19 protein-coding genes and 1 tRNA gene are annotated in these 21,670 nt (G+C 68.9%); 12 read left to right on the top strand and 8 right to left on the bottom strand.

Annotated elements, in window-relative coordinates:
* Positions 1–27: 27 nt before the first annotated feature.
* The 6 genes from pth to AMYHA_RS08760 all read right to left on the bottom strand — a co-directional run bounded on the left by pth (position 28) and on the right by AMYHA_RS08760 (position 5,783).
* Positions 28–618: an aminoacyl-tRNA hydrolase gene (gene pth / locus AMYHA_RS08735; protein ID WP_034269847.1), complete on the bottom strand. Its 591-nt coding sequence runs from the start codon at positions 616–618 to the stop codon at positions 28–30.
* A 1-nt stretch (position 619) separates the two neighbouring features.
* Entirely contained in the window at positions 620–1,264 is a 645-nt protein-coding gene (locus AMYHA_RS08740) for a 50S ribosomal protein L25/general stress protein Ctc (RefSeq protein ID WP_034269849.1), read from the bottom strand.
* 213 nt (positions 1,265–1,477) lie between these two features.
* A complete protein-coding gene (locus AMYHA_RS08745) occupies positions 1,478–2,458 on the bottom strand; it encodes a ribose-phosphate diphosphokinase (protein WP_034269852.1) in 981 nt (326 codons plus the stop codon).
* Entirely contained in the window at positions 2,455–3,945 is a 1,491-nt protein-coding gene (glmU, locus tag AMYHA_RS08750; RefSeq protein WP_034269855.1) for a bifunctional UDP-N-acetylglucosamine diphosphorylase/glucosamine-1-phosphate N-acetyltransferase GlmU, read from the bottom strand. The genes AMYHA_RS08745 and glmU overlap by 4 nt, the downstream gene beginning before the upstream one ends.
* Positions 3,946–3,994: 49 nt before the next feature.
* Complete coding sequence (locus AMYHA_RS08755; RefSeq protein WP_051400363.1) at positions 3,995–5,629, bottom strand: GGDEF domain-containing protein; 1,635 nt, start codon at positions 5,627–5,629, stop codon at positions 3,995–3,997.
* A gap of 82 nt (positions 5,630–5,711) precedes the next feature.
* Positions 5,712–5,783, bottom strand: a tRNA-Gln gene (locus AMYHA_RS08760).
* 205 nt (positions 5,784–5,988) lie between these two features.
* Between AMYHA_RS08760 and AMYHA_RS08765 the strand changes: the two genes are divergently transcribed.
* Both AMYHA_RS08765 and AMYHA_RS08770 read left to right on the top strand, forming a co-directional pair.
* A complete protein-coding gene (locus AMYHA_RS08765) occupies positions 5,989–6,942 on the top strand; it encodes an acyl-CoA desaturase (RefSeq protein WP_034276437.1) in 954 nt (317 codons plus the stop codon).
* A 189-nt stretch (positions 6,943–7,131) separates the two neighbouring features.
* Positions 7,132–7,734 carry a TetR/AcrR family transcriptional regulator gene (locus AMYHA_RS08770; RefSeq protein ID WP_034269858.1) on the top strand — a complete coding sequence of 201 codons (603 nt, stop codon included), beginning with the start codon at positions 7,132–7,134 and terminating at the stop codon, positions 7,732–7,734.
* A gap of 64 nt (positions 7,735–7,798) precedes the next feature.
* On the opposite strand, the gene AMYHA_RS08775 is transcribed toward AMYHA_RS08770, so the two are convergent.
* The gene (locus AMYHA_RS08775) at positions 7,799–8,218 is read right to left on the bottom strand and encodes a hypothetical protein (RefSeq protein WP_034269861.1); all 420 of its coding nucleotides are present in this window, start codon (positions 8,216–8,218) and stop codon (positions 7,799–7,801) included.
* 137 nt (positions 8,219–8,355) lie between these two features.
* The gene (locus AMYHA_RS08780; protein WP_034276439.1) at positions 8,356–9,552 is read right to left on the bottom strand and encodes a PQQ-dependent sugar dehydrogenase; all 1,197 of its coding nucleotides are present in this window, start codon (positions 9,550–9,552) and stop codon (positions 8,356–8,358) included.
* A 178-nt stretch (positions 9,553–9,730) separates the two neighbouring features.
* Here AMYHA_RS08780 and mfd point away from each other — a divergent pair, with 178 nt between their 5' ends.
* The 10 genes from mfd to AMYHA_RS08830 all read left to right on the top strand — a co-directional run bounded on the left by mfd (position 9,731) and on the right by AMYHA_RS08830 (position 21,635).
* Positions 9,731–13,291 carry a transcription-repair coupling factor gene (gene mfd / locus AMYHA_RS08785; protein WP_051400364.1) on the top strand — a complete coding sequence of 1,187 codons (3,561 nt, stop codon included), beginning with the start codon at positions 9,731–9,733 and terminating at the stop codon, positions 13,289–13,291.
* 171 nt (positions 13,292–13,462) lie between these two features.
* A complete protein-coding gene (locus tag AMYHA_RS08790) occupies positions 13,463–14,464 on the top strand; it encodes a DUF3048 domain-containing protein (protein ID WP_051399691.1) in 1,002 nt (333 codons plus the stop codon).
* Between the two features lie 199 nt (positions 14,465–14,663).
* Positions 14,664–15,626 (top strand): SurA N-terminal domain-containing protein, encoded by a 963-nt coding sequence (locus AMYHA_RS08795; protein WP_157361960.1) that lies wholly within the window; start codon positions 14,664–14,666, stop codon positions 15,624–15,626.
* Positions 15,623–16,594: a MazG family protein gene (locus tag AMYHA_RS08800; protein WP_034269867.1), complete on the top strand. Its 972-nt coding sequence runs from the start codon at positions 15,623–15,625 to the stop codon at positions 16,592–16,594. Before AMYHA_RS08795 ends, AMYHA_RS08800 begins: the two co-directional genes overlap by 4 nt.
* Before the next feature lie 45 nt (positions 16,595–16,639).
* Positions 16,640–17,464, top strand: a complete 825-nt coding sequence (locus tag AMYHA_RS08805) for a hypothetical protein (RefSeq protein ID WP_051399693.1) — start codon at positions 16,640–16,642, stop codon at positions 17,462–17,464.
* Positions 17,465–17,516: 52 nt separating this feature from the next.
* Positions 17,517–17,984 (top strand): VOC family protein, encoded by a 468-nt coding sequence (locus AMYHA_RS08810; protein WP_034269870.1) that lies wholly within the window; start codon positions 17,517–17,519, stop codon positions 17,982–17,984.
* A gap of 180 nt (positions 17,985–18,164) precedes the next feature.
* On the top strand, positions 18,165–19,451 hold the full coding sequence (gene eno / locus AMYHA_RS08815; protein ID WP_034269873.1) for a phosphopyruvate hydratase: 1,287 nt from the start codon (positions 18,165–18,167) through the stop codon (positions 19,449–19,451).
* Between the two features lie 6 nt (positions 19,452–19,457).
* Positions 19,458–20,000: an FtsB family cell division protein gene (locus AMYHA_RS08820; protein WP_034269877.1), complete on the top strand. Its 543-nt coding sequence runs from the start codon at positions 19,458–19,460 to the stop codon at positions 19,998–20,000.
* A 109-nt stretch (positions 20,001–20,109) separates the two neighbouring features.
* Positions 20,110–20,610, top strand: a complete 501-nt coding sequence (locus AMYHA_RS08825; protein WP_034269880.1) for a DUF501 domain-containing protein — start codon at positions 20,110–20,112, stop codon at positions 20,608–20,610.
* Between the two features lie 68 nt (positions 20,611–20,678).
* The gene (locus AMYHA_RS08830) at positions 20,679–21,635 is read left to right on the top strand and encodes a Ppx/GppA phosphatase family protein (protein ID WP_034269883.1); all 957 of its coding nucleotides are present in this window, start codon (positions 20,679–20,681) and stop codon (positions 21,633–21,635) included.
* Positions 21,636–21,670: the final 35 nt, after the last annotated feature.

Raw genomic sequence — 21,670 nt, forward strand, 5'->3', positions numbered from 1 at the left:
GTCGGCGCGCGCGCCAGCGCGCCGTCCTCAGTGGAACCGGTTCTGCGCCGACGCCAGGCCCTTGCTGACCAGATCCTCGACGGCGTCTGCGCAGCGGTCGACGTGGTATGCCAGGTCGCGGCGCTCGGCGCGAGAGAAGTCCTTGAGCACGTAGTCGGCCGCGGCCATCCGCCCCGGCGGACGGCCGACGCCGAAACGCACCCGGTAGTAGTCCCGCGTGCCGAGTGACTTCGAGAGGGAGCGCAGCCCGTTGTGGCCGCTCTCGCCGCCGCCCAACTTGAGCCGGACCTCGCCGAAGTCGATGTCCAGCTCGTCGTGGACGACGACGATGCCGCTGGCGTCGAGCTTGAAGAACCGCGCCAGCCCTGCCACGGGACCGCCGGAGAGGTTCATGAACGAGCGTGGCTTGGCCAGCACGACGGGCGTCCCGGCCAGTCTGCCCTCGACGACGTCGGCGCCTGCCTTGTGTGCCTTGAACTTCCCACCGATACGGGCGGCGAGCTCGTCGGCGACGAGGAAACCGACGTTGTGCCGGTTGCCCGCGTACGCGGGTCCCGGATTGCCGAGGCCGGCGAGCAGCACTCGCTCGCCGGCCCCCGGAATGTCCAGTTCGGACACGTTACTCGCTGGACTCCTCCGCGGCGGACTCCTCGGCGGCTGCCTCCGCGGGGGCCTCGCCCTCTTCCTCCTCGGTCGGCTCCTCGAGCGACTCGGCGGTCGGCGCCTCGTTGACGGCGGCGACCAGGGCGTCGCCCTCGGTCAGCAGCACAGCGCCCTCGGGCAGGGTGACGTCCGAGGCGTGGATCTGGGTGCCGATCTCGGCGCCCTCGAGGGAGACCTCCAGCTGCTCGGGGATGTGCAGCGCGTCGACCTCAACGGACAGGACGTCCTGGTCCTGGTTCACCAGCGTGCCGCTGACCGGGTCACCGGTCAGCACGATCGGGATGTCGACGGTGACCTTCTCGCCGCGCTTGAGCAGCAGCAGGTCGACGTGCTCGATGTAGTTCTTGAGCGGGTGCACCGTGATGGTCTTGGTCAGCGCGAGCTGCGACTTCCGCTCGCCATCGACCTTCAGGGTGATCACGGAGTTGCGGCCGTGGTCACGGATGACGCGGGCGAACTCGACCGCGGGCAGCGACAGGTGCTTCGGGTCGGAGCCGTGGCCGTAAAGCACGGCAGGGATCTTGCCTGCACGGCGAGTGCGGCGCGCCGCGCCCTTGCCGAACTCAGAGCGCTGCTCAACGGACAGACGTACCTCGTCCAACGGTCTTCTCCTTGAAAACTAGCCAGGGAAATGGGGCTTGCGGGGTCGACCCGGCGCGAGGGGCTTCGCGCATGACGGCGCGCGGCATCCGAAGACCACCACGTCGATCACGCCAGGCCGAAACCCGCCTCGCCGGGGTAACCCAGACAGTCTAGCCCTGCCGGATCACCCCAGCGAACGGGGGTTGCGACGGTCAGTGGTGCAAGCGGTGGCTCAGGCGTTGCCGTCGAACAGGCTGGTCACCGAGCCGTCCTCGAAGACCTGCTCGATGGCCCGCGCGATGAGCGGCGCTATGGACAGCACAGTCATGCCGGGGAACCGCTTCTCATCAGGGATCGGCAGCGTGTTGGTGAAGATCACTTCCCGCGCGCCGCAGCTAGACAGCCGCTCGGTGGCGGGGTCGGACAGCACGCCGTGGGTCGCCGCGACGACGACGTCAGACGCGCCGCTCTCCTTCAGCACCTGCACGGCGCCCGCGACCGTGCCACCGGTGTCGATCATGTCGTCGATGATCACGCACAGCCGGTCCTTGGCGTCACCGACGACCCGGTTCGCCATCGCCTCGTTCGGCCGGTCAGGGTCGCGGGTCTTGTGGATGAACGCGATCGGCCGGTTGCCCAGCGTCTGCGCCCACTTCTCGGCCAGTCGCACTCGGCCGGAGTCGGGCGAGACCACGGTGATCGGCTGGTCGCCGTAGTGGTCCTGCAGGTAGTCGCACAGCACGGTCTGCGCGAACAGGTGATCCACGGGGCCGTCGAAGAAGCCCTGGATCTGCGCGGTGTGCAGGTCAACGGTCATGATCCGGTCGGCGCCAGCGACCTTGAACATGTCCGCGATCAGCCGCGCCGAGATCGGCTCGCGACCCTTGTGCTTCTTGTCCTGCCTGCTGTACGGGTAGTACGGCATGATCACGGTGATGCGCTTGGCGCTGGCGCGCTTCAGCGCGTCCACCATGATCAGTTGCTCCATGACCCATTCGTTGATCGGCGGGCAGTGACTCTGGATCACGAACGCGTCGACGCCGCGCACCGACTCCTCGAATCGGACGAAGATCTCACCGTTGGCGAAGGTGCGCGCCTGCTGTGGCGTGATGGTGACGTTGAGGCACTTCGCGACCTCTTCGGCGAGTTCGAGGTGCGAGCGCCCTGCGAACAGCATCAGATTCTTTTTGGGCGTTCCCGACTTCGAACTCATGACCGCGACTCCGTGTCCTCGTTGTCTTGCTCTGCCGTGCCCCCTCCGGACTCGGCCTGCTGTGCCTTCTCAGCCGCGTCCGCCGCTGGGGTGCCTGGCCTGCGCCGGGCAACCCACCCCTCGATGTTGCGTTGTGGTGCGCCGGCGACGGCGAGCGCGCCAGGGGGCACGTTACGCCTGATCACCGACCCGGCGCCGGTGTAGGCACCATCGCCGATGGTCACCGGGGCCACGAACATGTTGTCCGATCCCGTCTTCACATGCGAGCCGATGGTGGTGTGATGCTTGGCAACACCGTCATAGTTGACGAACACACTCGACGCCCCGATGTTGCTGTACTCCCCAATGGTCGCATCCCCGACGTACGTCAGGTGGGGGACCTTCGATCCAGTGCCGATGGTGGCGTTCTTGGTCTCGACGAACGTGCCCAGCTTGCCATCGGCGGCCAGCACGGTGTTCGGCCGCAGGTAGGTGAACGGGCCGACCTTCGCTCCCGGTCCGATGGCGGAGTCCCTGCCGTGAGTGCGTACCACGGACGCGCCAGCGCCGACCTCGATGTTGGCCAGCGTGCAGTCCGGGCCGATCACGGCGTTCTCCGCCACCCGGGTGCCCGCCTTGAGCTGCACGCCGGGCTCGATCAGGACGTCCTGGGCGAGTTCGACGTCGCTGTCGATCCACACCGACGCCGGGTCGGTCACGGTCACCCCCGCGCGCTGCCAGTGCCGCACGATCCGCTGGTTCAGCTCGGCGCCGACTGTGGCCAACTGCACCCGGTCGTTGATGCCCTCGGTCAGCCACGGGTCGTCGACGACGAGCGCGCCGACCCTGCGGCCGTCGGTGCGGGCGATACCGAGCACGTCGGTGAGGTAGAGCTCACCCTGCGCGTTGTCGGTGGAGAGCCTGGTCAGCCCGTTCGCCAGCACGGCGGCGTCGAAGGCGTACACCCCGGAGTTGATCTCACCGATGGCGAGCTGATCCTGATCGCAGTCCTTGTGCTCGACGATGGCGCGCACCGAGCCGTCGTCGTCCCTGACGATCCGGCCGTAGCCGGTCGGGTCAGCAGGCACCGAGGTCAGCGCGGTGACCGCGTTGCCAGCCTCGGCGTGCTCCGCGAGCAGCGCGGACAGCGTCGCGCTGTCGAGCAGCGGCGTGTCCCCGCAGGTGACGATCACGGTGCCTGCCGGCTCATCGGACAGCGCGGCAAGCCCGCACCGCACCGCATCGCCGGTGCCGTCCTGGCGTTGTTGCACCGCCGTCGTGACGTCGCGGCCGAGCGCGCCTGCCACGGCGGCGACGTGCTCTCCGACTTGCTCCTTGGCGTGACCGATGACCACGACCAGGTTGTCGGGGTCGAGTCCCGCCGCCGCTCTGACGGCGTGCTCGACCAGCGATCGTCCCGCGATCGGGTGCAGCACCTTGGGGGTCGATGAACGCATGCGGGTGCCCTCGCCAGCGGCGAGGACCAACGTGTGCAGTGGGGTGGTCACGGCTCTCCCAACTCGGGTACCTCGTGTGGCCCACGATCCTACGACGTCGTCAGGACGGCTCGGGGGCGTCCTGTGTCGCCGCGGAGACGCGGTTGCCGCCGCTGCGTTTGGCCTGGTACATCGCGGCGTCGGCGCGGGTGAGCACCGACTCGGGGTGTTCGAACGGCGCCATCGACACCAGTCCGACCGACAGCGTCACCCCGCGGGAGAGGTGGCCGGGCAAATCGGACACCGCTGCCACCGTGCGGCTCATCGCCGCGGCGGCCGACGCGGCGGGGGCACCGGGCAACAGCACCACGAATTCGTCACCGCCGTAGCGGGCGACGAAGTCGTCCCCGCGCAGTGCGTCCCGCAGTGTGCTGGCGATCACCCGCAGCACGTCGTCGCCCTCGGCGTGGGACTGGTTGTCGTTGACACCCTTGAAACCGTCGAGGTCGACCAGCGCGACCGAGAGCGGCTGCATGTTCTTGTCCGAGGACAGGGTGCGGAGCCGTTCGTCGAGCGCGCGGCGGTTCGGCAGGCCGGTCAGCGGATCCTGCAACGCTTGCGCGGCTTGCGCCGCGATCGCGCCGTGCTCCGCTGAGAGCCGTTCGTGCTTGCGCCTGGTCTTCAGCGCGTCGGCGCGGGACTGGCGCATGTCCCACAGCTCCTGTTCCAGCGCGAGCGTGTACGCGGCGACGGTATCCGGCAGGCCGGGGTTGGCCGCCAGCTCGAACCGTGCCAGCTCCCGGTCGATGTTGAGTCGCGCACATGAGGGGGTGTTCGCCTCGTCGGCCTCTCGTCGCGCCGTGAGCAGTACATCGCGGGCCGCCTCACCCTGGCCGTCGCGCTCGAGGCAGCGGGCGAGCGCGATCGCGACGAGCATCTGCTCCTGATCGCCGCTGCGATGGGTGAACAGCCGGGTCAGCCGCTCGATGTGGCTGGGACCAGGGTCGTTGAACGCCACGGCTGCCGCGATGAGCCCGATCTGCTCGATCGCAGGGGCTTCCCGTAGCCGGAACAGCGACTCGGTGAACGGCGCCTCGACCGCGGCCGCCACCGATGCCGCTACCGCGAACTTTTCCTGGGCCTGCTCGGTGTGTTTGATGCGCTCCAGCCGGATCGCCCACGCCAGCAGCATCTCGATGAGGTTGAACATCTGCAGCGTGATCTCGTGTGGCCCCGCGCTTTCCCGCATCGCCCGGTGCGAGCGGGCGCTGACCTCCTCCGCGGTCTCGTACAGGCCGAGCTCGTTGAGTCCCTGCCAGCAGTCGACAAGCGCGGTGACCAGTGAGCGGTTGAAGATGCGCCGCTCGGAGCGGGTCGCGGGAGTCGGCGGTTCGTCCAGGATCGCCAGCGCGCGGGCGATCTCGGTCAGCGCGTCGTCCTCCTTCTCCGCGAGGATCATCCGCTTGCCCTGCAGGGCGTGCGCTCCCGCGCGCAGTATGGGGAGGCCGTGTTTGCGGGTGTGCGCCAGGAGCTCGTCGAGCAATGGTTCCGCCTGCGAGCCGAGGCCGGGCGTGGACAGGCGCGCCATCGCGGCGCTGCGCAGTAAGTCGGCCGCCATGAGCGGCTCGCCCCTTGTGCGGGCTTCTTCCAGCAGGACGTCGAGTTCGGCGACGATGCCGAGCTGCTCATCGCGGGTGGTGGACTGCACTGCGGCGCGTAGTTCGCGGGCGCGGCCAACCAGCCAGGCGTCGGACATATCGACGACAGCAGGCCGCCTGGCATCGCGGATGCGTTGTCCTTGGCGCAGCGGCCGCACCCCCTTGGTTGCTCGCGCGGTGCTCCGCCGCCAGGACTCGAACCTGAACCGTCAGAACCAAAATCTGAAGTGCTGCCCATTACACCACGGCGGATCGGGTGTTGCTGCCCATCTGCAGGGTAGACGGGATGCGGAGGGTGATCGATCCTACCCCCGTCTTCGCCTCATTTGGGACTGGACGTGACGCACGACTGGCTCACTACCAACGCCGTCACACTTCCGGTACCGTAACTTACGCCACCGTAGGTAGAAGCGGCCACGGTGAATCGTAACCAGCGATGTCGGAAGGCGGGATGCGCATGACGGCCACGATGCAGGAGCCAAGCCAGGCTGAGCGGAAGGGTCCGAAGCCGATCCTCGGCGAGCGGCGCTCGACGGGCGTGCAGGTCTCGGTGTACATCGGGGTGGTGGCGCCGCTGCTCGCGCTGCTCGCGGCGATCCCTTTCGCCTGGGGCTGGGGCCTGAGCTGGCTCGATGTCGGGCTGTTCGTCGCGTTCTACGGATTCGCCGCAGCGGGCATCACCGTGGGATTCCACCGCTACTTCACACACGGCTCGTTCAAGGCCAAACGGTGGCTGCGGATCACGCTTGCCATCGCGGGCAGCACCGCGCTGCAGGGTCCGCTGCTGGTCTGGGTCGCCGACCACCGCAGGCACCACGCGTTCTCCGACAAGGAAGGCGACCCGCACTCGCCGTGGCTGTTCGGCACGTCCCCGGTGGCGATCGCCAAGGGCTTCTGGCACGCGCATATGGGCTGGCTGTTCGATCGCGACACCACCAACATCGAGCGGTTCGCGCCTGATCTGGCCAAGGATCCCGACATGCGCGCGGTCGACAGGCACTTCTGGCTGTGGACGTTGCTCAGCCTGGTGCTGCCTGGCGTGCTCGGCGGGCTGCTGAGCTGGTCGCTGTGGGGCGCGGTGACCGCGTTCTTCTGGGCAGGACTGGTGCGCGTGTGCGTGCTGCACCACGTGACCTGGGCGATCAACTCGGTGTGCCACATGATCGGCGAGCGGCCGTTCTCGTCGAGGGATCGCTCCGCGAACTTCTGGCCGCTCGCGATCCTGTCGCTGGGCGAGTCTTGGCACAACCTGCACCACGCCGACCCGACATCGGCCCGTCACGGCGTCAAGCGAGGCCAGATCGACATCTCAGCGCGCATGATCTGGTTCTTCGAGAAGTTCGGCTGGGCGCACGACGTTCGCTGGCCCAACAGCAAGCGCCTCGCCCGGCTGGCCGTCGACACGCAGTAGCCCGTGTGCCGCCGCCGCTGTCGTCGTTGACGTCGCCCGCCCGCGTCGCCTCCCATGGCGACGGTCGTGCGGTTACCGGCGGGTACCCAGCGTTACGCTGCTGACATGGCTGGCAGGAGACGCGCACGCAGGGCAGCGGCGGCGAGCAACGCGGGGTCACGACCACCTGCCCCAGTGACCCGGGTCAGGATGACCGGCACCGAACGCAGGCAGCAACTGCTCGACGTCGCCAAGGCGTTGTTCGCGGAGAAGGGCTTCGACGGGACGTCGATCGAGGAGATCGCGCATCGGGCGAACGTGTCCAAACCGGTCGTCTACGAGCACTTCGGCGGCAAAGAAGGCATCTACGCCGTCGTCGTCGACCGGGAGACGCACACACTGCTCGACCGGATGGTCTCCAGCCTGCACGGCGGGCACCCCAGGGTGATGCTGGAGGAGGCCGCCATGGCGCTGCTCGGCTACGTCGAGGAGTCGCACGACGGCTTTCGCATCCTGGTGCGGGACTCGCCGGTCGCCAGTACGACCGGCACGTTCTCGACGCTGCTCAACGACATCGCCAGCCAGGTGGAGCACATTCTCGCGAACCAGTTCGCCGCGCGCGGCTACGACGTCAAACTGGCGCCGATGTACGCGCAGGCGCTGGTCGGCATGGTCGCGCTGACCGGCCAATGGTGGCTGGACGCCCGCAAGCCGAAGCGGGACGAGGTGGCCGCGCAGCTGGTGAATCTTGCGTGGAACGGACTGTCCCATTTGGAGCAGAAGCCCACGCTGCGATCGAATCCGCCGTTCTGAATCTCCGGCGCGCCCGTGGCCGCGCCGGGGCAGGTCAGTGGGGACCTGCCCCGGCGCGGGCGGATCAGCACATCACCCAGTTGCCATCCTCCTTGATGGCATCCTCGGTCGGCTCGAAGGAGTCCGGCGCACCGGCGTCCTTGAGTTCCTGCGGCATGTTCTCCAGGGCCAGCTTGAAGGTGAGTGTGGACTTGTCGCCGTCCGTCTCAGCGCTGACGAATTCGGCCGAGAACTCGAGATCCGGTGCGTTGAGCTTCTCCCGCGCCGTCTCGACGTCGAATTCCTCTGTGATGCTGTCTTTGTTCTTCTCGCACGTCAGTTCCTTGATGCCAGCGAGGTCCTGGTCATTGGCCGCCGTGGCGATGGCGTTGCCGAGGTCCTCGGGGCTGTCGTGGCCCGATCCGCCGCAGGCCGCGACGCTCGCGATCGCCGCGACTCCTGCCATGGCGCCGATGACGCGCGAGACAACACTGTTCCGGTACATCTGGGTCTCCCCTCGTTAATTGTGATGGCGGCCAGCATGGTCGGCGGTTGCCGTTCATGGGCCGCGCCTAGCGGAGGAGCGAACCTAGCAGAACAGGACGACCATTGTGGTCGTTTTCCGCGAGCAGGAGTAACCGGTCACGTCCTCGGCGTCACACGGAGCAACTTGTCGTCGTCGCCGTTGGTCGTGGTGATGTAGAGCGCGCCGTCAGGGCCGGTGCGCGCGGCGCGCAGCCTGCCGTACTCGTCGTCGAGTTCCGGTGGGTCGGTGCGGCCGATCGCGTTGCCCTCCTTGCCGATGGTGAGCAGGATGAGCTTCGCGCCCTTGAGCGCGACCACGGCGAGCGTGCCGTCCAGCGCGCCCCACTGCTCGCCGGACAGGAACGTCGCCCCGCACAGCGCCTCGGTCATGTCGCCGGTCGTCCACGCGGGCCGCATCGCGTTCGGGAACCGCTCGCGGTCGGTCATCGGCACGCTCTCGTCGTAGCTGTCGACGGTGCCGCCCTGCGACGGATCCCAGCCGTAGTTGCGGCCGAACTCGATCAGGTTCACCTCGTCGTCGACGTCAGGGCCGTGTTCGGAGACGTAGATCCGATCGGTGCCCGGCTGCACCGCGATGCCCTGAATGTTGCGGTGGCCGTAGGTGATGATCCGCCGTGTGTTGGCGTTGTCTGAGTCGGCGAACGGGTTGTTGTCCAGGCCCTTGCCGGTCTCCGGGTCCACCCGCAGCACCTTGCCGCCGAGGCTGGTCTTGTCCTGCGGCACGACGGGATCGGCGGAGTCACCGGTGCCGACGAGCAGCGCGCCGTCCTTGGTCACCACGGGGCGGCAGCCGGAGTGCCTGCCGCTTGGGTTGATCGGCAAGCCGGTCACCAGCGGCTTCACCTTCCTCGCCCGCGTACCGTCCTCGGACAGCCGCCAGGTCACCAGCCGGACGTCCTTCGGTTCGCCGTCCTCCTCGTGGGTCTGGCACGTGGTGAACTCGCGTGTCTCCGCGAAGTCGGGGTGGATCGCGATTCCCATCAGACCGCCCTCGCCGACGTCGTAGACATCGGAGAAGTCGGCGCGCACGGTGGTCATCTCCGCACCCTCATCGGCGCTGGAGAGCAGTCGCAGCCTGCCGCGTCGTTCGGTGACGAGTAGCTGGTCATCCGGCAGGAAGCCGATGTCCCAGCCGTGTTCCAGGCCGCCGGTTACCGTCACGACGTCGAGACCGACGGGCGCGGGTTTGCTCGGTGGGACGGAGGTTTGCTGCGTCCGGGTCGCTGGCGATGGCGTGCATGCGGTGACCAGCACGCTGGCGGTAAGCAGTGTCGCGATCATGCGTCGTGCCATGACGCCCATCATGCACATGCACGCTACCTCCTGGGCTAGTGCATCGCCCTCGTGTCGATCTCGCGTCGAACTCGCGTCGAACACTGCCTTGATGCCGGATTCGCCGGGTCTGATCGCGCCGCTGGGTGGTCATCCGCCGCCGCGTGCCCGCCCGTACCCTGGAGGCGTGCCCGCTGCGTTGTCTGGATTGCTCGCCGCCACCCTGCCCAGTTCCCCGCTCACCGCTGTCGTCGACCGCGCGGGCGCGCCGGAACTGGAGCTGCAGGGCCCGCCCGCCGCGCGACAGCTCGTCGTGGCCGCGATGGCGGCACAGCAGGGTGCTGACCGGCCGGTGCTCGCCGTGGTGGCGACCGGCCGTGAGATGGAGTTGCTGACCGCCGCCGTCGGTGACCTGATCGGCCACGACGCGGTCGCCTCGCTGCCGTCGTGGGAGACGCTGCCGCACGAACGGCTCTCGCCCCGTGCTGACACGGTGGGCAAACGCCTGGAAGTGTTGCGCAGGCTCGCGCAACCAGGCCACGGCGGGCTGCGGGTCGTTGTCACCGCCGTGCGCAGCCTGATCCAGCCGATGGCGCCCGGCCTCGGTTCGCTGGCGCCGGTCGAGTTCGTCGTGGGCGAGGAACTGGACTTCGAGGACTCTCTCGCGCGGCTGGTCGACCTCGCCTACGGTCGCGTCGACATGGTGGAGAAGCGCGGCGAATTCGCGGTGCGTGGCGGCATCATCGACGTCTTTCCGCCAACGGCCGCGCACCCGTACCGGGTTGAGTTCTTCGGTGACGAGGTCAGCGAGATCCGCACCTTCGCCGTGGCTGATCAGCGTTCGCTGCCGGAGGAGATCGACGCGGTCACCGCGCCCGCCTGCCGCGAGCTGCTGCTCACCGCCGACGTCAAGCAGCGTGCCGCGGACCTGCTCGCCGAGCACGAGGCCGACGCGGCGCTGAGCGAGATGCTGAGCAAGCTCGCCGACGGTATCCCGTGCGAGGGCATGGAGGCGCTGATCCCGGTGCTGCTGCCCGGCAAGCTCGACCTGCTCACCGACGCCATGCCCGATGGCACCCATGTGCTGCTCGCCGATCCGGAGAAGATCCGCGCGCGGGCCTCCGATCTGGTGCGCACCGGGCAGGAGTTCCTCGAGGCATCGTGGGAGGTCGCCGGTGACGGCGGACGGGCGCCGCTCGACCTCGGCATGTCCGCCTACCGCGACCTGGACGAGGTCCGTCGGCACGCCACCGACACCGGCAGGGCGTGGTGGACGCTGAGCCAGCTCACCGCCGAGGGCGCCGGGGTGGTCGACGTCGGGACCGGTATCCACGCCGCACCCACCTACCGGGGCGACATCGAGCAGGCCGGCAAGGAACTGCTCGCGCACACCAGCGCGGGCGGTGCCGCGGTGCTGGTGGTGGCTGGCTCCGGCACGGCGGACCGCGCGGTCGAGCAGCTGAGCGCGGCCGAGGTGCCTGCCGTCCACGCGGACGGCCTGCGGGAAACGCCGAAGCCCGGCATCGTCACGGTCACAACGGGCACGGTCACCGATGGGTATGTCGTGCCGGACTCCGCGCTTGTCGTGCTTGGCGAGGCAGATCTGACCGGCCGCGCCACCACGCCGGGCACGACGGACGGCGATCTCGGCGTCAAGATGCCGTCTCGCAGGCGTAACGCCGTCGACCCGCTGGCGCTCAAGGCGGGCGACTACGTGGTGCACGAGCAGCACGGCATCGGCCGGTTCGTGGAAATGGTGCAGCGCACCATCGGCGGTGCGACCCGTGAGTACCTCGTACTTGAGTACGCGCCGTCCAAGCGCGGCCACCCTGGCGACCGGTTGTTCGTGCCGACCGACCAGCTCGACGAGGTCTCCCGTTATGTCGGTGGCGAGCTGCCCACGCTGAACAAGCTCGGCGGCTCGGACTGGAAGAACACCAAGGCCAAGGCGCGCAAAGCGGTCAAGGAGATCGCCGCCGAGCTGGTGCAGCTCTACGCCGCAAGGCAGGCGGCGCCAGGGCACGCCTTCGGTGAGGACACGCCGTGGCAGGCCGAGCTGGAGGACGCGTTCCCGTTCGTGGAGACCACCGACCAGCTCGCCGCGATCGACGAAGTCAAGGACGACATGAAGCGCAGCGTGCCGATGGACCGCGTGATCTGCGGTGACGTCGGCTACGGCAAGACCGAGATCGCCGTGCGGGCCGCGTTCAAGGCGGTGACGGCCGGCAAGCAGGTCGTTGTGCTTGTCCCGACCACATTGCTGGCACAGCAGCACCACAACACGTTCGTCGATCGGATGGGCTCGTTCCCGGTGAACATCAAGACGCTGTCGCGGTTTACCGACCCGAACGAATCCGAGCAGATCGTCGCGGGGCTCGCCGACGGCGAGGTGGACATCGTCATCGGCACCCACCGGTTGCTGCAGACCGGCGTCCGCTACAAGGATCTCGGCCTGGTCATCGTGGACGAGGAACAGCGGTTCGGCGTCGAGCACAAGGAGCACATCAAGGCGCTGCGCACGCACGTCGACGTGCTCACCATGTCCGCGACCCCGATCCCGCGCACGCTGGAGATGAGCATGGCAGGCATCCGCGAGATGTCGACCATCCTCACCCCGCCGGAGGAACGCCACCCGATCCTGACCTACGTCGGCGGCTACGACGACAAGCAGGTCGCCGCCGCGATCCACCGCGAGTTGCTGCGCGAGGGCCAGGTGTTCTACGTGCACAACCGGGTGTCGTCGATCGAGAAGGCGGCCAAGCGCATCCGCGAGCTGGTGCCGGAGGCACGGGTTGCTGTCGCGCACGGCCAGATGAACGAGGACAAGCTCGAGAAGATCATCCAGGGTTTCTGGGAGCACGAGTTCGACGTCCTGGTCTGCACCACGATCGTGGAGACCGGGCTCGACATCGCGGCTGCCAACACCCTGATCGTGGAGCGCGCAGACATGCTCGGCCTCGCCCAGCTGCACCAGCTGCGCGGTCGTGTCGGACGCAGGCGCGAGCGCGGCTACGCCTACTTCCTGTACCCGCGCGAGACCCCGCTGACCGAGACCGCGCACGACCGGCTCGCCACCATCGCGCAGAACACCGAACTCGGTGCTGGCATGGCGGTGGCGATGAAGGACCTGGAGATCCGTGGTGCAGGCAACATCCTCGGCGCTGAGCAGTCCGGGCACATCGCCGGTGTCGGCTTCGACCTGTACGTCCGGCTAGTCGGTGAGGCGGTGAATGCCTTCCGCGAGCATGCTGGCGCGGAGCCGGTCGGGGAGCAGACCCCAGCCGAGGTACGGATCGACCTGCCGGTGGATGCGCACATCCCGCACGACTACGTACCGGGTGAGCGGCTGCGGCTCGAGGCGTACCGCAAGATCGCGGCGGCCACCGATGCCGATGGACTCGCCACGGTGCGCGAGGAGCTCATCGATCGTTACGGCCAGCCGCCAGCCCCAGTGTTGCGGCTGCTCGACGTTGCCACGTTCCGGCAAGTCTGCCGCGCGGCGGGCGTCACCGAGGTGACCAGCCAAGGCAACATGATCCGCTTCGCGCCGATGCCGCTCGCCGACTCGCAGTTGGTGCGGCTCAAGCGGCTCTACCCGAAGGCGGTGCACAAGTCGGTGACCAACACCGTCGCGGTGCCACGCCCGACCGAGGGGCCAGCCGGCGGCCGGATCGGCGCGCCGCCGCTCATCAACAAGGACCTGCTCGACTGGTGTACGTCGTTTCTCGAGTCGATGGCCCCTGCCGCCACGGCGAGCTGACACCGCCCGCGGTGAGCGCCTGCCCCGTGGCGAGCTGACGTCCGGTATGGCGAGTTGAGCTGGGCTTTTCGGGTGGTTACACCCCTGGTGTGAGGGTTTGGCGTGTGAATCGCTCACCCGAGTGGGTGAGTACTACTGACCTAGTGGCGATCAAGCACGTATCAAGGATTTGTGGCACGTCGATGGCGGGAGACCGGAATCGCGGTACTGGGCGCGGGCGTCGTCGTCGCGCTGGTCTTGGTGTTGCTGCAGTTCGTCGGCGACGACGAGCCAACGGACCAGGCGGTGCAGCCGTCGCCGAAACCGACGTCGAGCACGACGTCGGCGACGAAGGCCAAGCCGAAGGGGCCGCCCAAGCCGAGCCGGTGGCCGCGGGGCCTCGTCGTCAAGGTTGACAACGCACCGGCTGCTCGGCCGCACGTCGGTTTGCAGATGGCGGATCTGATCTTCGTCGAGCCCGTCGAAGGTGGATTGAGCAGGATGGCCGCTGTCTACTGGGGCAAACGGCCCAGCGCCGTCGGCCCGGTGCGCAGCGCCCGCGAGACCGACATACAGATGCTCGCGCAGATGCGGCGTCCGGTCCTGACGTATTCCGGCGCGGCCCCGGAACTGGGCCCGGCCCTCGCCCGCGCGCCTATCGTCCGGGCGACGCCGAGGACGAAGCCCGCCGCGTTCTACCGCGCAGGCGGGCGACCGAGCCCGCATAACCTGTTCGTCAACCCGCGACGGCTGCCGAAGACCAAACAGGTGTCCTCCCCGCTCCCGTTCGGCGGCGCGCCGAAGGGTGGCAAGAAGACCAAGCGCTTCGGCGTGTCCTACCGGTCGGCGTCGTACGGCTTCCGCTGGTCACCGCGCAAGGACAACTGGGCGATCACACTCAACGGCCGTCCGCTGACCTCGGCGGGTACCGGCAGGGTGCGCGCGGGCACCATCGTGGTGCAGCGGGTCACGATCACGCGGGGCCAGGGCATCGTCGACACGGCGGGCGACATGTCGCCGGTGGCGAAGACCGTCGGCAAAGGCAAGGCGACCGTGCTGCGTGACGGTAAGGCCTACGCCGCGAAGTGGTCTCGGCCGAACCCGAAGCGGGAGACGGTCTACCGCATCGCCAGGAACAACAAACGACTCCCGTTCGCCCCTGGGCGGGTCTGGGTCCTGCTCGTGCCCAAGTGACCCGCGAGTTCCGGTGCCGCGAGTCCCACCTTGCTGCGAAATGGATCAACTTGCCCTGGGTTAGCACCACCAGAAGTGGTCAAATCGGGCGCGAGATGGTCGTAACCCAGGGCAAGCTGATCAACTCGCGTAATGCGGCTTCGCGTTTTGCGGCCATGCCCTTCATCGCTCGAACCACCGCTGTGAGAAAGTACCCGATGTGATGGACCTCATCCGCCGCTTCGCGCTGCTTGTCACCGCCGCGACCACCGCCATCGTTCTCGCCGGATGCAGCGGTGAGCCAACGAAGGCCAACGCCGCCGCGATCATCGGCGACGACCGGATCTCGCTCGACTCGGTGCAGGACGAAGTGCAGTGGCTGCTCGACAACGTGCCGGACATGCAGCAGTTGCAGGAGCAAGACAAGGTGTCGCTGCTGTCCCGCCATATCGTGCAGACCAGGGTGCGCCACGAGTTGATCGGGGCCGCCGCGCAGCAGGAGGGCCTGAGCGCGGACGCGGGCGAGGTCGACGAGCTGTTGCAGCAGGTCGGCGGCGCGGAGCAGGCGCCGAGTCAGTTCGGCGTCCGGTCGTCACGGGTGCGCGAGTTCGCCTCGGATTATGTGCTGTTGCAGCAGCTCGCCGAGCGCAACCTGGACCGGATCTCCGTCGAGTTCGTCGGCGCGTACATCTCTGGCGAGTCGCCGGAGCAGACCGCCAAGGAGAAGGCGCTCGACCTCGGCAGGGAGATCGCGGCTGACCCGGACCAAGCCAAGGAACTGGCGCAGGAGAGCGGCACCGAGGTCATCGACCAGTCGGTCACGCTGCGCGAACTGGCATCCGGCCAGCAGACGGCGCTGCTCGCGGCGAGCCCGCTGTTCAGTGCGGACGAGGGCACCGTCGTCGTCACCCAGCCGAGCCCGCAGCAGGGTTCGCTGTGGCTGGTCGCGCTGGTCGAAGACCGTCTGGTCGGCGCTAGTTCGGGCGGCGAGTCCGGTCAGCCGGTCCCGCCGCAGCTGCTCGCGCAGATCGGCATCCAGCAACTCGCGCCGTTCGCTGCTGAGCAGGGCGTCGAGATCAGTCCACGCTTCGGCGTGTGGGACCAGGCGACGGTCGCCATCGCTGAGAATGAGGACGCCGTCGCGAGCTACCTGCTGCCCACAACGGCCAGCAGCGAGCAGTGACGTCGACACCGCACCCCGGCTGTGCCGTCGTCCTGCTGTCAGCGGCCTACCCCACGCTGCCCGCCAACGCGATTCCCACGGTGCGCGCGGCGGACGCGCTTTACGCCGCGGCTGACATCGATGAGTCCGTCGCGCTCGCCGCGGGCGCCAAGCCAGCGCCGGAGCAGGCTGTGCTCCTCGCCGAGGCAGCCCGTGGCGTGGTGGTGCTGCTCGCCGCACAGCGCACCGAGCCTGCCGCCGCCGCGCTGGCTGAAGCGGGCGTGTTGGTGATCGAACCGGAGCTGCCGCCGCTGCTGCGCGCCGTCGCCGTCATGGACCGGCTGCGCTCGCCAGGCGGCTGCCCGTGGGACGCCGAGCAGACCCACGACTCGCTGCGGCAGTACCTCATCGAGGAGACCTACGAACTACTCGACGCCATCGAGACGCGTGACCGGCCCGCGCTGCTTGAGGAGCTTGGCGATGTTCTGCTGCAGGTGCTGTTTCACGCCCGGCTGGCGGCTGAGGACGCCGACGAGCCGTTCGACATCGATGACGTCGCAGAGGAACTGGTGGACAAGCTCGTCGGGCGGCACCCACACGTATTCGCCGACGCCGAGCGGGTTCACACCGCGGAGCGGCAGCAGCACCGCTGGGAAGAGTTGAAACAGCAGGAGAAGCAGCGCGAGTCGATTGTGGACGGCGTCGCGCTCGGCCAGCCTGCCACCGCGCTGGCTGCCAAGCTTGCCTCACGCACCGGGAGGGCGAACCTGCCAGCCGAGCTGTTCCCACGGGGCGACGACGTCGGCCAGCGGCTGTTCCGCGCTGTCGCCGAGGCCAAGCGGGCAGGGGCAGAGCCGGAAGGCGAGTTGCGAGAAGCCGCACGGGCGTTCGCGGCCGACGTCAAGGCCGCCGAGGCCGCGGCGCGGGCGGATGACGTCGACCCGGCGACGCTTGATGCCGCGGGCTGGCGGCGATACTGGCCACGCTGACCGGGCTGCGAGACGACGCGCCATTTCGGACGGTAACCTGATCGAGTGACTGAACCGGTGGGCAGGACACGCACGAGCGCGTCCACGTCTGCCGGGAGCCGCGTCGCGTACGGCAAGATCGCCGGGACCGTCGCGCTGGTCGCTGCCGCCGTCGTGCTGATCATGACAGTCGGCGTCACTCCGCCGGACGATGCGCCTGCTTCCGACGACACCCGCACCGCCGCCCCGGTGCCAGGTGCGGCGGCACCCACCCCCGCGCCACCGGCGCCGATCGACCGGCCCAACGCCTCCGACGCCGCCAGGCTCACCTCGTGGGCCAAGCGCCTCGCCCGCAGGACCACGATCCCAGCCCGCGCGCTCGTCGCTTACGGCCGTACCGAGATGTGGATGCGCTCCGAGGCGCCGGACTGCCGGTTGTCCTGGGCGACGGTCGCCGGGATCGCCGACGTCGCCTCCGAGCACGGCACCGTGGACGGTGGACGCATCGGCCGCGACGGCTTGGCGACGACACCCATCCTCGGCCCGCTGCGCGACGGCACCAACGGCACGGCGAAGGTCCCGGACACCGACGACGGCGAGCTGGATGGCGCGGCGCGCTGGGACAGGGCCGTTGGCCTGCTGCAGATCATGCCGGAGCGGTGGCAGCGATGGCGCGCCCGCGCCGCCCGCGACGGCGAAGCCCCTGACCCGCATCACATCGACGATGCGGCCCTTACGGCTGGCCGCATCCTGTGCGACTCCAAAGCGGACTTGTCCACACCGAAGGGCTGGTGGCAGGCGGTGCGGTACTACCGCGGTGGCGGCGACGGTGTCGGCTTCGCGCGGAAGGTCTTCACCTCGGCGGATCGATACGCGACCCGCGGTCGCTGATCGCGCGCCACGTCGCATGACCGCGGCCCCGTCGCTGTAGGGTTCCGGGGCTATGAGCGAAGAAGACGGTGAGAGGAACGTGACACCCAGGTATCTCGGTCTCGCTCCCTACCTCTATTACGCCGACGCGGGGCAAGCGCTCGATTGGCTGGTCCGGGTGTTCGGCTTCACCGAGCGAGTCCGCTACGTCGACTCCGCGGGGAACGTCTTTCAGGCGTCGGTGCTGGCAGGCGACAACGAAGTGCAGATGGCCGGGGTCGGGGCCGACTACTGGGCGACCAAGGGCGTTGACGGGCCGGTCGGGCAGCTCAACATCATCTTCGTCGATGACGTTGACGCGCAGCACGCCAGAGTCCAGGCCGCGCTGCCCGACGTCGAGGTGTCGCAGCCGCAGGACCAGCCGTACGGCGCACGGGTGTTCACCGTTGAAGACGTCGGCGGCAACAGCTGGACGTTCTGGCAGCACATATCAGACACTGTTGAGCTGCCGACCGGTTGGCGTGAGATTCGCCCGGAGTGACGCCGTGCCCCGGTGACAGCGCTGTCGAGCCTGGCCGCCGCGTCCTGGTGACAGCGTCGCCGTGCCCCGGACGTGCTGGCCCTTCCGCGTGCCTCGTACGGGTGATCTGGATCGCCAGCTAGGCTCTGAGGGGGAGTGGAACCAGACCCACGAAGAGACTCGAGGCGTGAGGAGTGTGGCGTGGCGATCATCGATCAGGTAGGTGCGCGAGAGATTCTGGACTCGCGCGGCAACCCGACGGTCGAGGTTGAGGTGGCCCTCGACGACGGGACCCTGGCGCGGGCCGCTGTGCCGTCCGGGGCCTCAACCGGCGAGCACGAGGCGGTCGAGCTGCGCGACGGTGACCCGAAGCGCTACAACGGCAAGGGCGTCGACCGCGCCGTCGCCGCGGTGCTCGACGAGATCGGCCCGGACCTCGCCGGCGTCGACGCCGTCGACCAGCGCATCGTCGACCAGAAATTGGTCGACCTCGACGGCACGCCGGACAAGTCCCGACTCGGCGCGAACGCCATCCTCGGCGTGTCGCTTGCCGTCGCGAAGGCCGCCGCCGAGTCCGCGGAGCTGGAGCTGTTCCGCTATCTCGGCGGACCGAACGCGCACGTGCTGCCGGTGCCGATGATGAACATCCTCAACGGCGGTGCGCACGCCGACACCGACGTCGACATCCAGGAATTCATGATCGCGCCGATCGGCGCTGACACCTTCCGCGACGCGCTGCGCTGGGGCGCAGAGGTCTACCACGCGCTCAAGGGCGTGCTGAAGGGCAAGGGCCTCGGCACTGGTCTCGGCGACGAGGGTGGCTTCGCGCCGAGCCTGAGCAGCAACCGCGAGGCGCTCGACCTGATCCTGCAGGCGATCGAGAAGGCCGGGTACCAGCCCGGCAGCGACATCGCGCTCGCGCTCGACGTCGCGGCGACCGAGTTCTTCTCACACGGCAGCTACCGGTTCGAGGGCTCGAAGCGCAGCGCGGCGGACATGAGCGCCTACTACGGCGAACTGCTCGACGCGTACCCGCTGGTCTCCATCGAGGATCCGCTGTCAGAGGACGACTGGGACGGCTGGGTCGAGCTGACCAACGCCATCGGCGGCAAGGTACAGCTCGTCGGCGACGACCTGTTCGTCACCAACCCCGACCGGCTTGAGGACGGCATCAGCAAGGGCGCGGCGAACGCGCTGCTGGTGAAGGTGAACCAGATCGGCACGCTGTCGGAGACGTTCGACGCGATCACGCTGGCCGGTTCGTACGGCTACAAGAGCATGATCAGCCACCGCTCCGGCGAGACCGAGGACACCACGATCGCCGACCTGGCGGTGGCCACCGGCGCCGGGCAGATCAAGACTGGTGCGCCAGCCCGCAGCGAGCGGGTCGCCAAGTACAACCAGCTGCTGCGGATCGAGGAGAACCTGGCCGACGCCGCCAGGTACGCGGGTGACCTGGCCTTCCCCCGGTTCAACCCGAGCGCCTGATCGGGCATGGCCAGCCGAGGGCGTCCGCGCGACGGGAAGCGGCCGGGCGGGAGATCGTCCGGCCCCTCCCGGCGGCCCCGCAGGGTCGTCGGCTCCGGCTCGGCGCGGGCACGGCTGCGGGCCAGTCTGCGATCGAAGCGGATGGCTTCCGCCGCGCGCACGCTCGGGCTGTCCACCACGCGCCGGGCGGCCATCGCCGCGCTCGTGGTGTGCGCGCTCGCCTTCACGCTGGCCGTTCCGCTGCGCACCTACCTCGCGCAGCGGGCGGAGATCGCCGAACAGACCGAACGCGCCGAGGAACTGCGAGAACAGGTCGCGGAGTTCGAACGCCGCAAGGCTGAGCTGTCCGACCCCGCGCAGGTCGAGGCGGAGGCGCGGCGTCGGCTGCGCTACGTGATGCCTGGGGAGACGCCGTACATCGTGCAGTTGCCCGGTGACGGCGAGCATGGCGCCGGCGCTGGCGATGGCCGGGGCGACGGCTCGACGTCGACTTGGTACGAGGAGCTCTGGCGGAGCGTCACCGAACCGCAATTGAAGGACTCAGGCTGACGTCGTGTCCCCCGCTCCCGACGTCGTGTTCCACGTCTGCGGCTCCACGCCGCCGGTGACCTGGTGCCCCGAGGGCGCTGAGTGTGGCGCACTTCCGTAGTCTTCCGCTGTGCAGGACACCCGGTTCGAACCCGTCACCGATGCCGACCGCGCCATCGTCGCCGAGCAGCTCGGCAGGCCGCCCAGGGCGATGCGGGCGATCGCGGCGCGCTGTCCCAGTGGGCACCCCGCCGTGGTGCAGACCAATCCCCGGCTGGAGAACGGCACCCCGTTTCCGACGCTGTACTACTTGACCTGCCCACGGCTGTGCTCGCTCGTCGGCGGGCTGGAGGCATCCGGCATCATGCACGAGATGACCGACCGGCTCGCCACCGATGAGGACCTGGCTGCCGCGTATCGCAAGGCGCACGAGTCCTACCTCGCTGAGCGCGACGCGATCGAGTCGCTCGGCCACGACGTCTCCGCTGGCGGTATGCCCACGCGCGTGAAGTGTCTGCACGTCCACCTGGCGCACCGGCTCGCGGTGGGGCCCGGGGTGAACCCGTTCGGAGACGAGACGTACGAGTTGCTGCGCGGCGACTGGCCGTCCGGCGACTGCGCGGCTGGCTGACCGGCGAGCGTCACCCACGGCGCTGGCGTGACGTCGGTCCTACGGGCACGGCGTCTACCCTCATCAGCATGACTCGGGTTGCCGCGATCGACTGTGGAACGAACTCCATCCGCCTGCTCGTCGCTGAGCTGATGCCGAACTACGACGGCACGCTGTTCCTGCGGGATCTGCACCGCGAGATGCGCGTCGTGCGGCTCGGCCAGGACGTCGACGCCACCGGCAGGCTCGCGCCGGAAGCCATCGAGCGCACCAAGCAGGCGCTCACCGCCTATACCATCGCCGCCCGTCGCAAGGGTGCCGAGCGGGTTCGGATGGTGGCGACGTCGGCCACCCGCGACGCCAGCAACCGTGACGACTTCTTCGACATGACCGAGCAGATCCTCGGCGTCCGGGCCGAGGTGATCAGTGGCGATACCGAGGCGCGGCTGACGTTCACCGGTGCGGTCGGGGAGCAGGACCCGGATGATGGGCCCTTCCTCGTCGTCGACGTCGGCGGTGGGTCCACCGAGCTGGTGCTGGGCGAGTGGGACGGCAGGAAAGCCAACGTCCTCGCCGCGAAGTCGGTCGACATCGGGTGCGTGCGGATCACGGAGCGGACGCTGCCCTCCGACCCGCCGACGGCCGAGGAGATCCAGGCCGCGCGGGAGTTCGCCGCGGAGGTACTTGCCGAAGCGTTCGACGCGGTCGACGTCTCCCGCGCGAAGACATGGATCGGGGTGGCGGGCACGGTGACCACGCTGTCGGCGGTCGCGCAGGAACTGGATGAGTACGACGCCGAGCGCACCCACCTGTCGACGTTGACCCCGGCCGACCTGGAACGCACCGCGACGTCGCTGCTGGCGGCGAACCACGACACCCGCGCGGCCAACCCGGTGATCCACCCCGGCAGGGTCGACGTCATCGGGGGCGGCGCACTGATCGTGCAGGTCATCGCCGAGGAACTGGCCCGGCGGGGCGGACCGAGCGACTTGGTAGTCAGCGAACACGACATCCTGGACGGCATCGCGCTGAGTCTCGCCGACTAAGTTGTCGCTGGCGGACTGACGCGGCGCGAAGGGCG

It is taken from the genome of Haloechinothrix halophila YIM 93223, from assembly GCF_000504245.1.
Lineage (GTDB): Bacteria > Actinomycetota > Actinomycetes > Mycobacteriales > Pseudonocardiaceae > Haloechinothrix_A > Haloechinothrix_A halophila.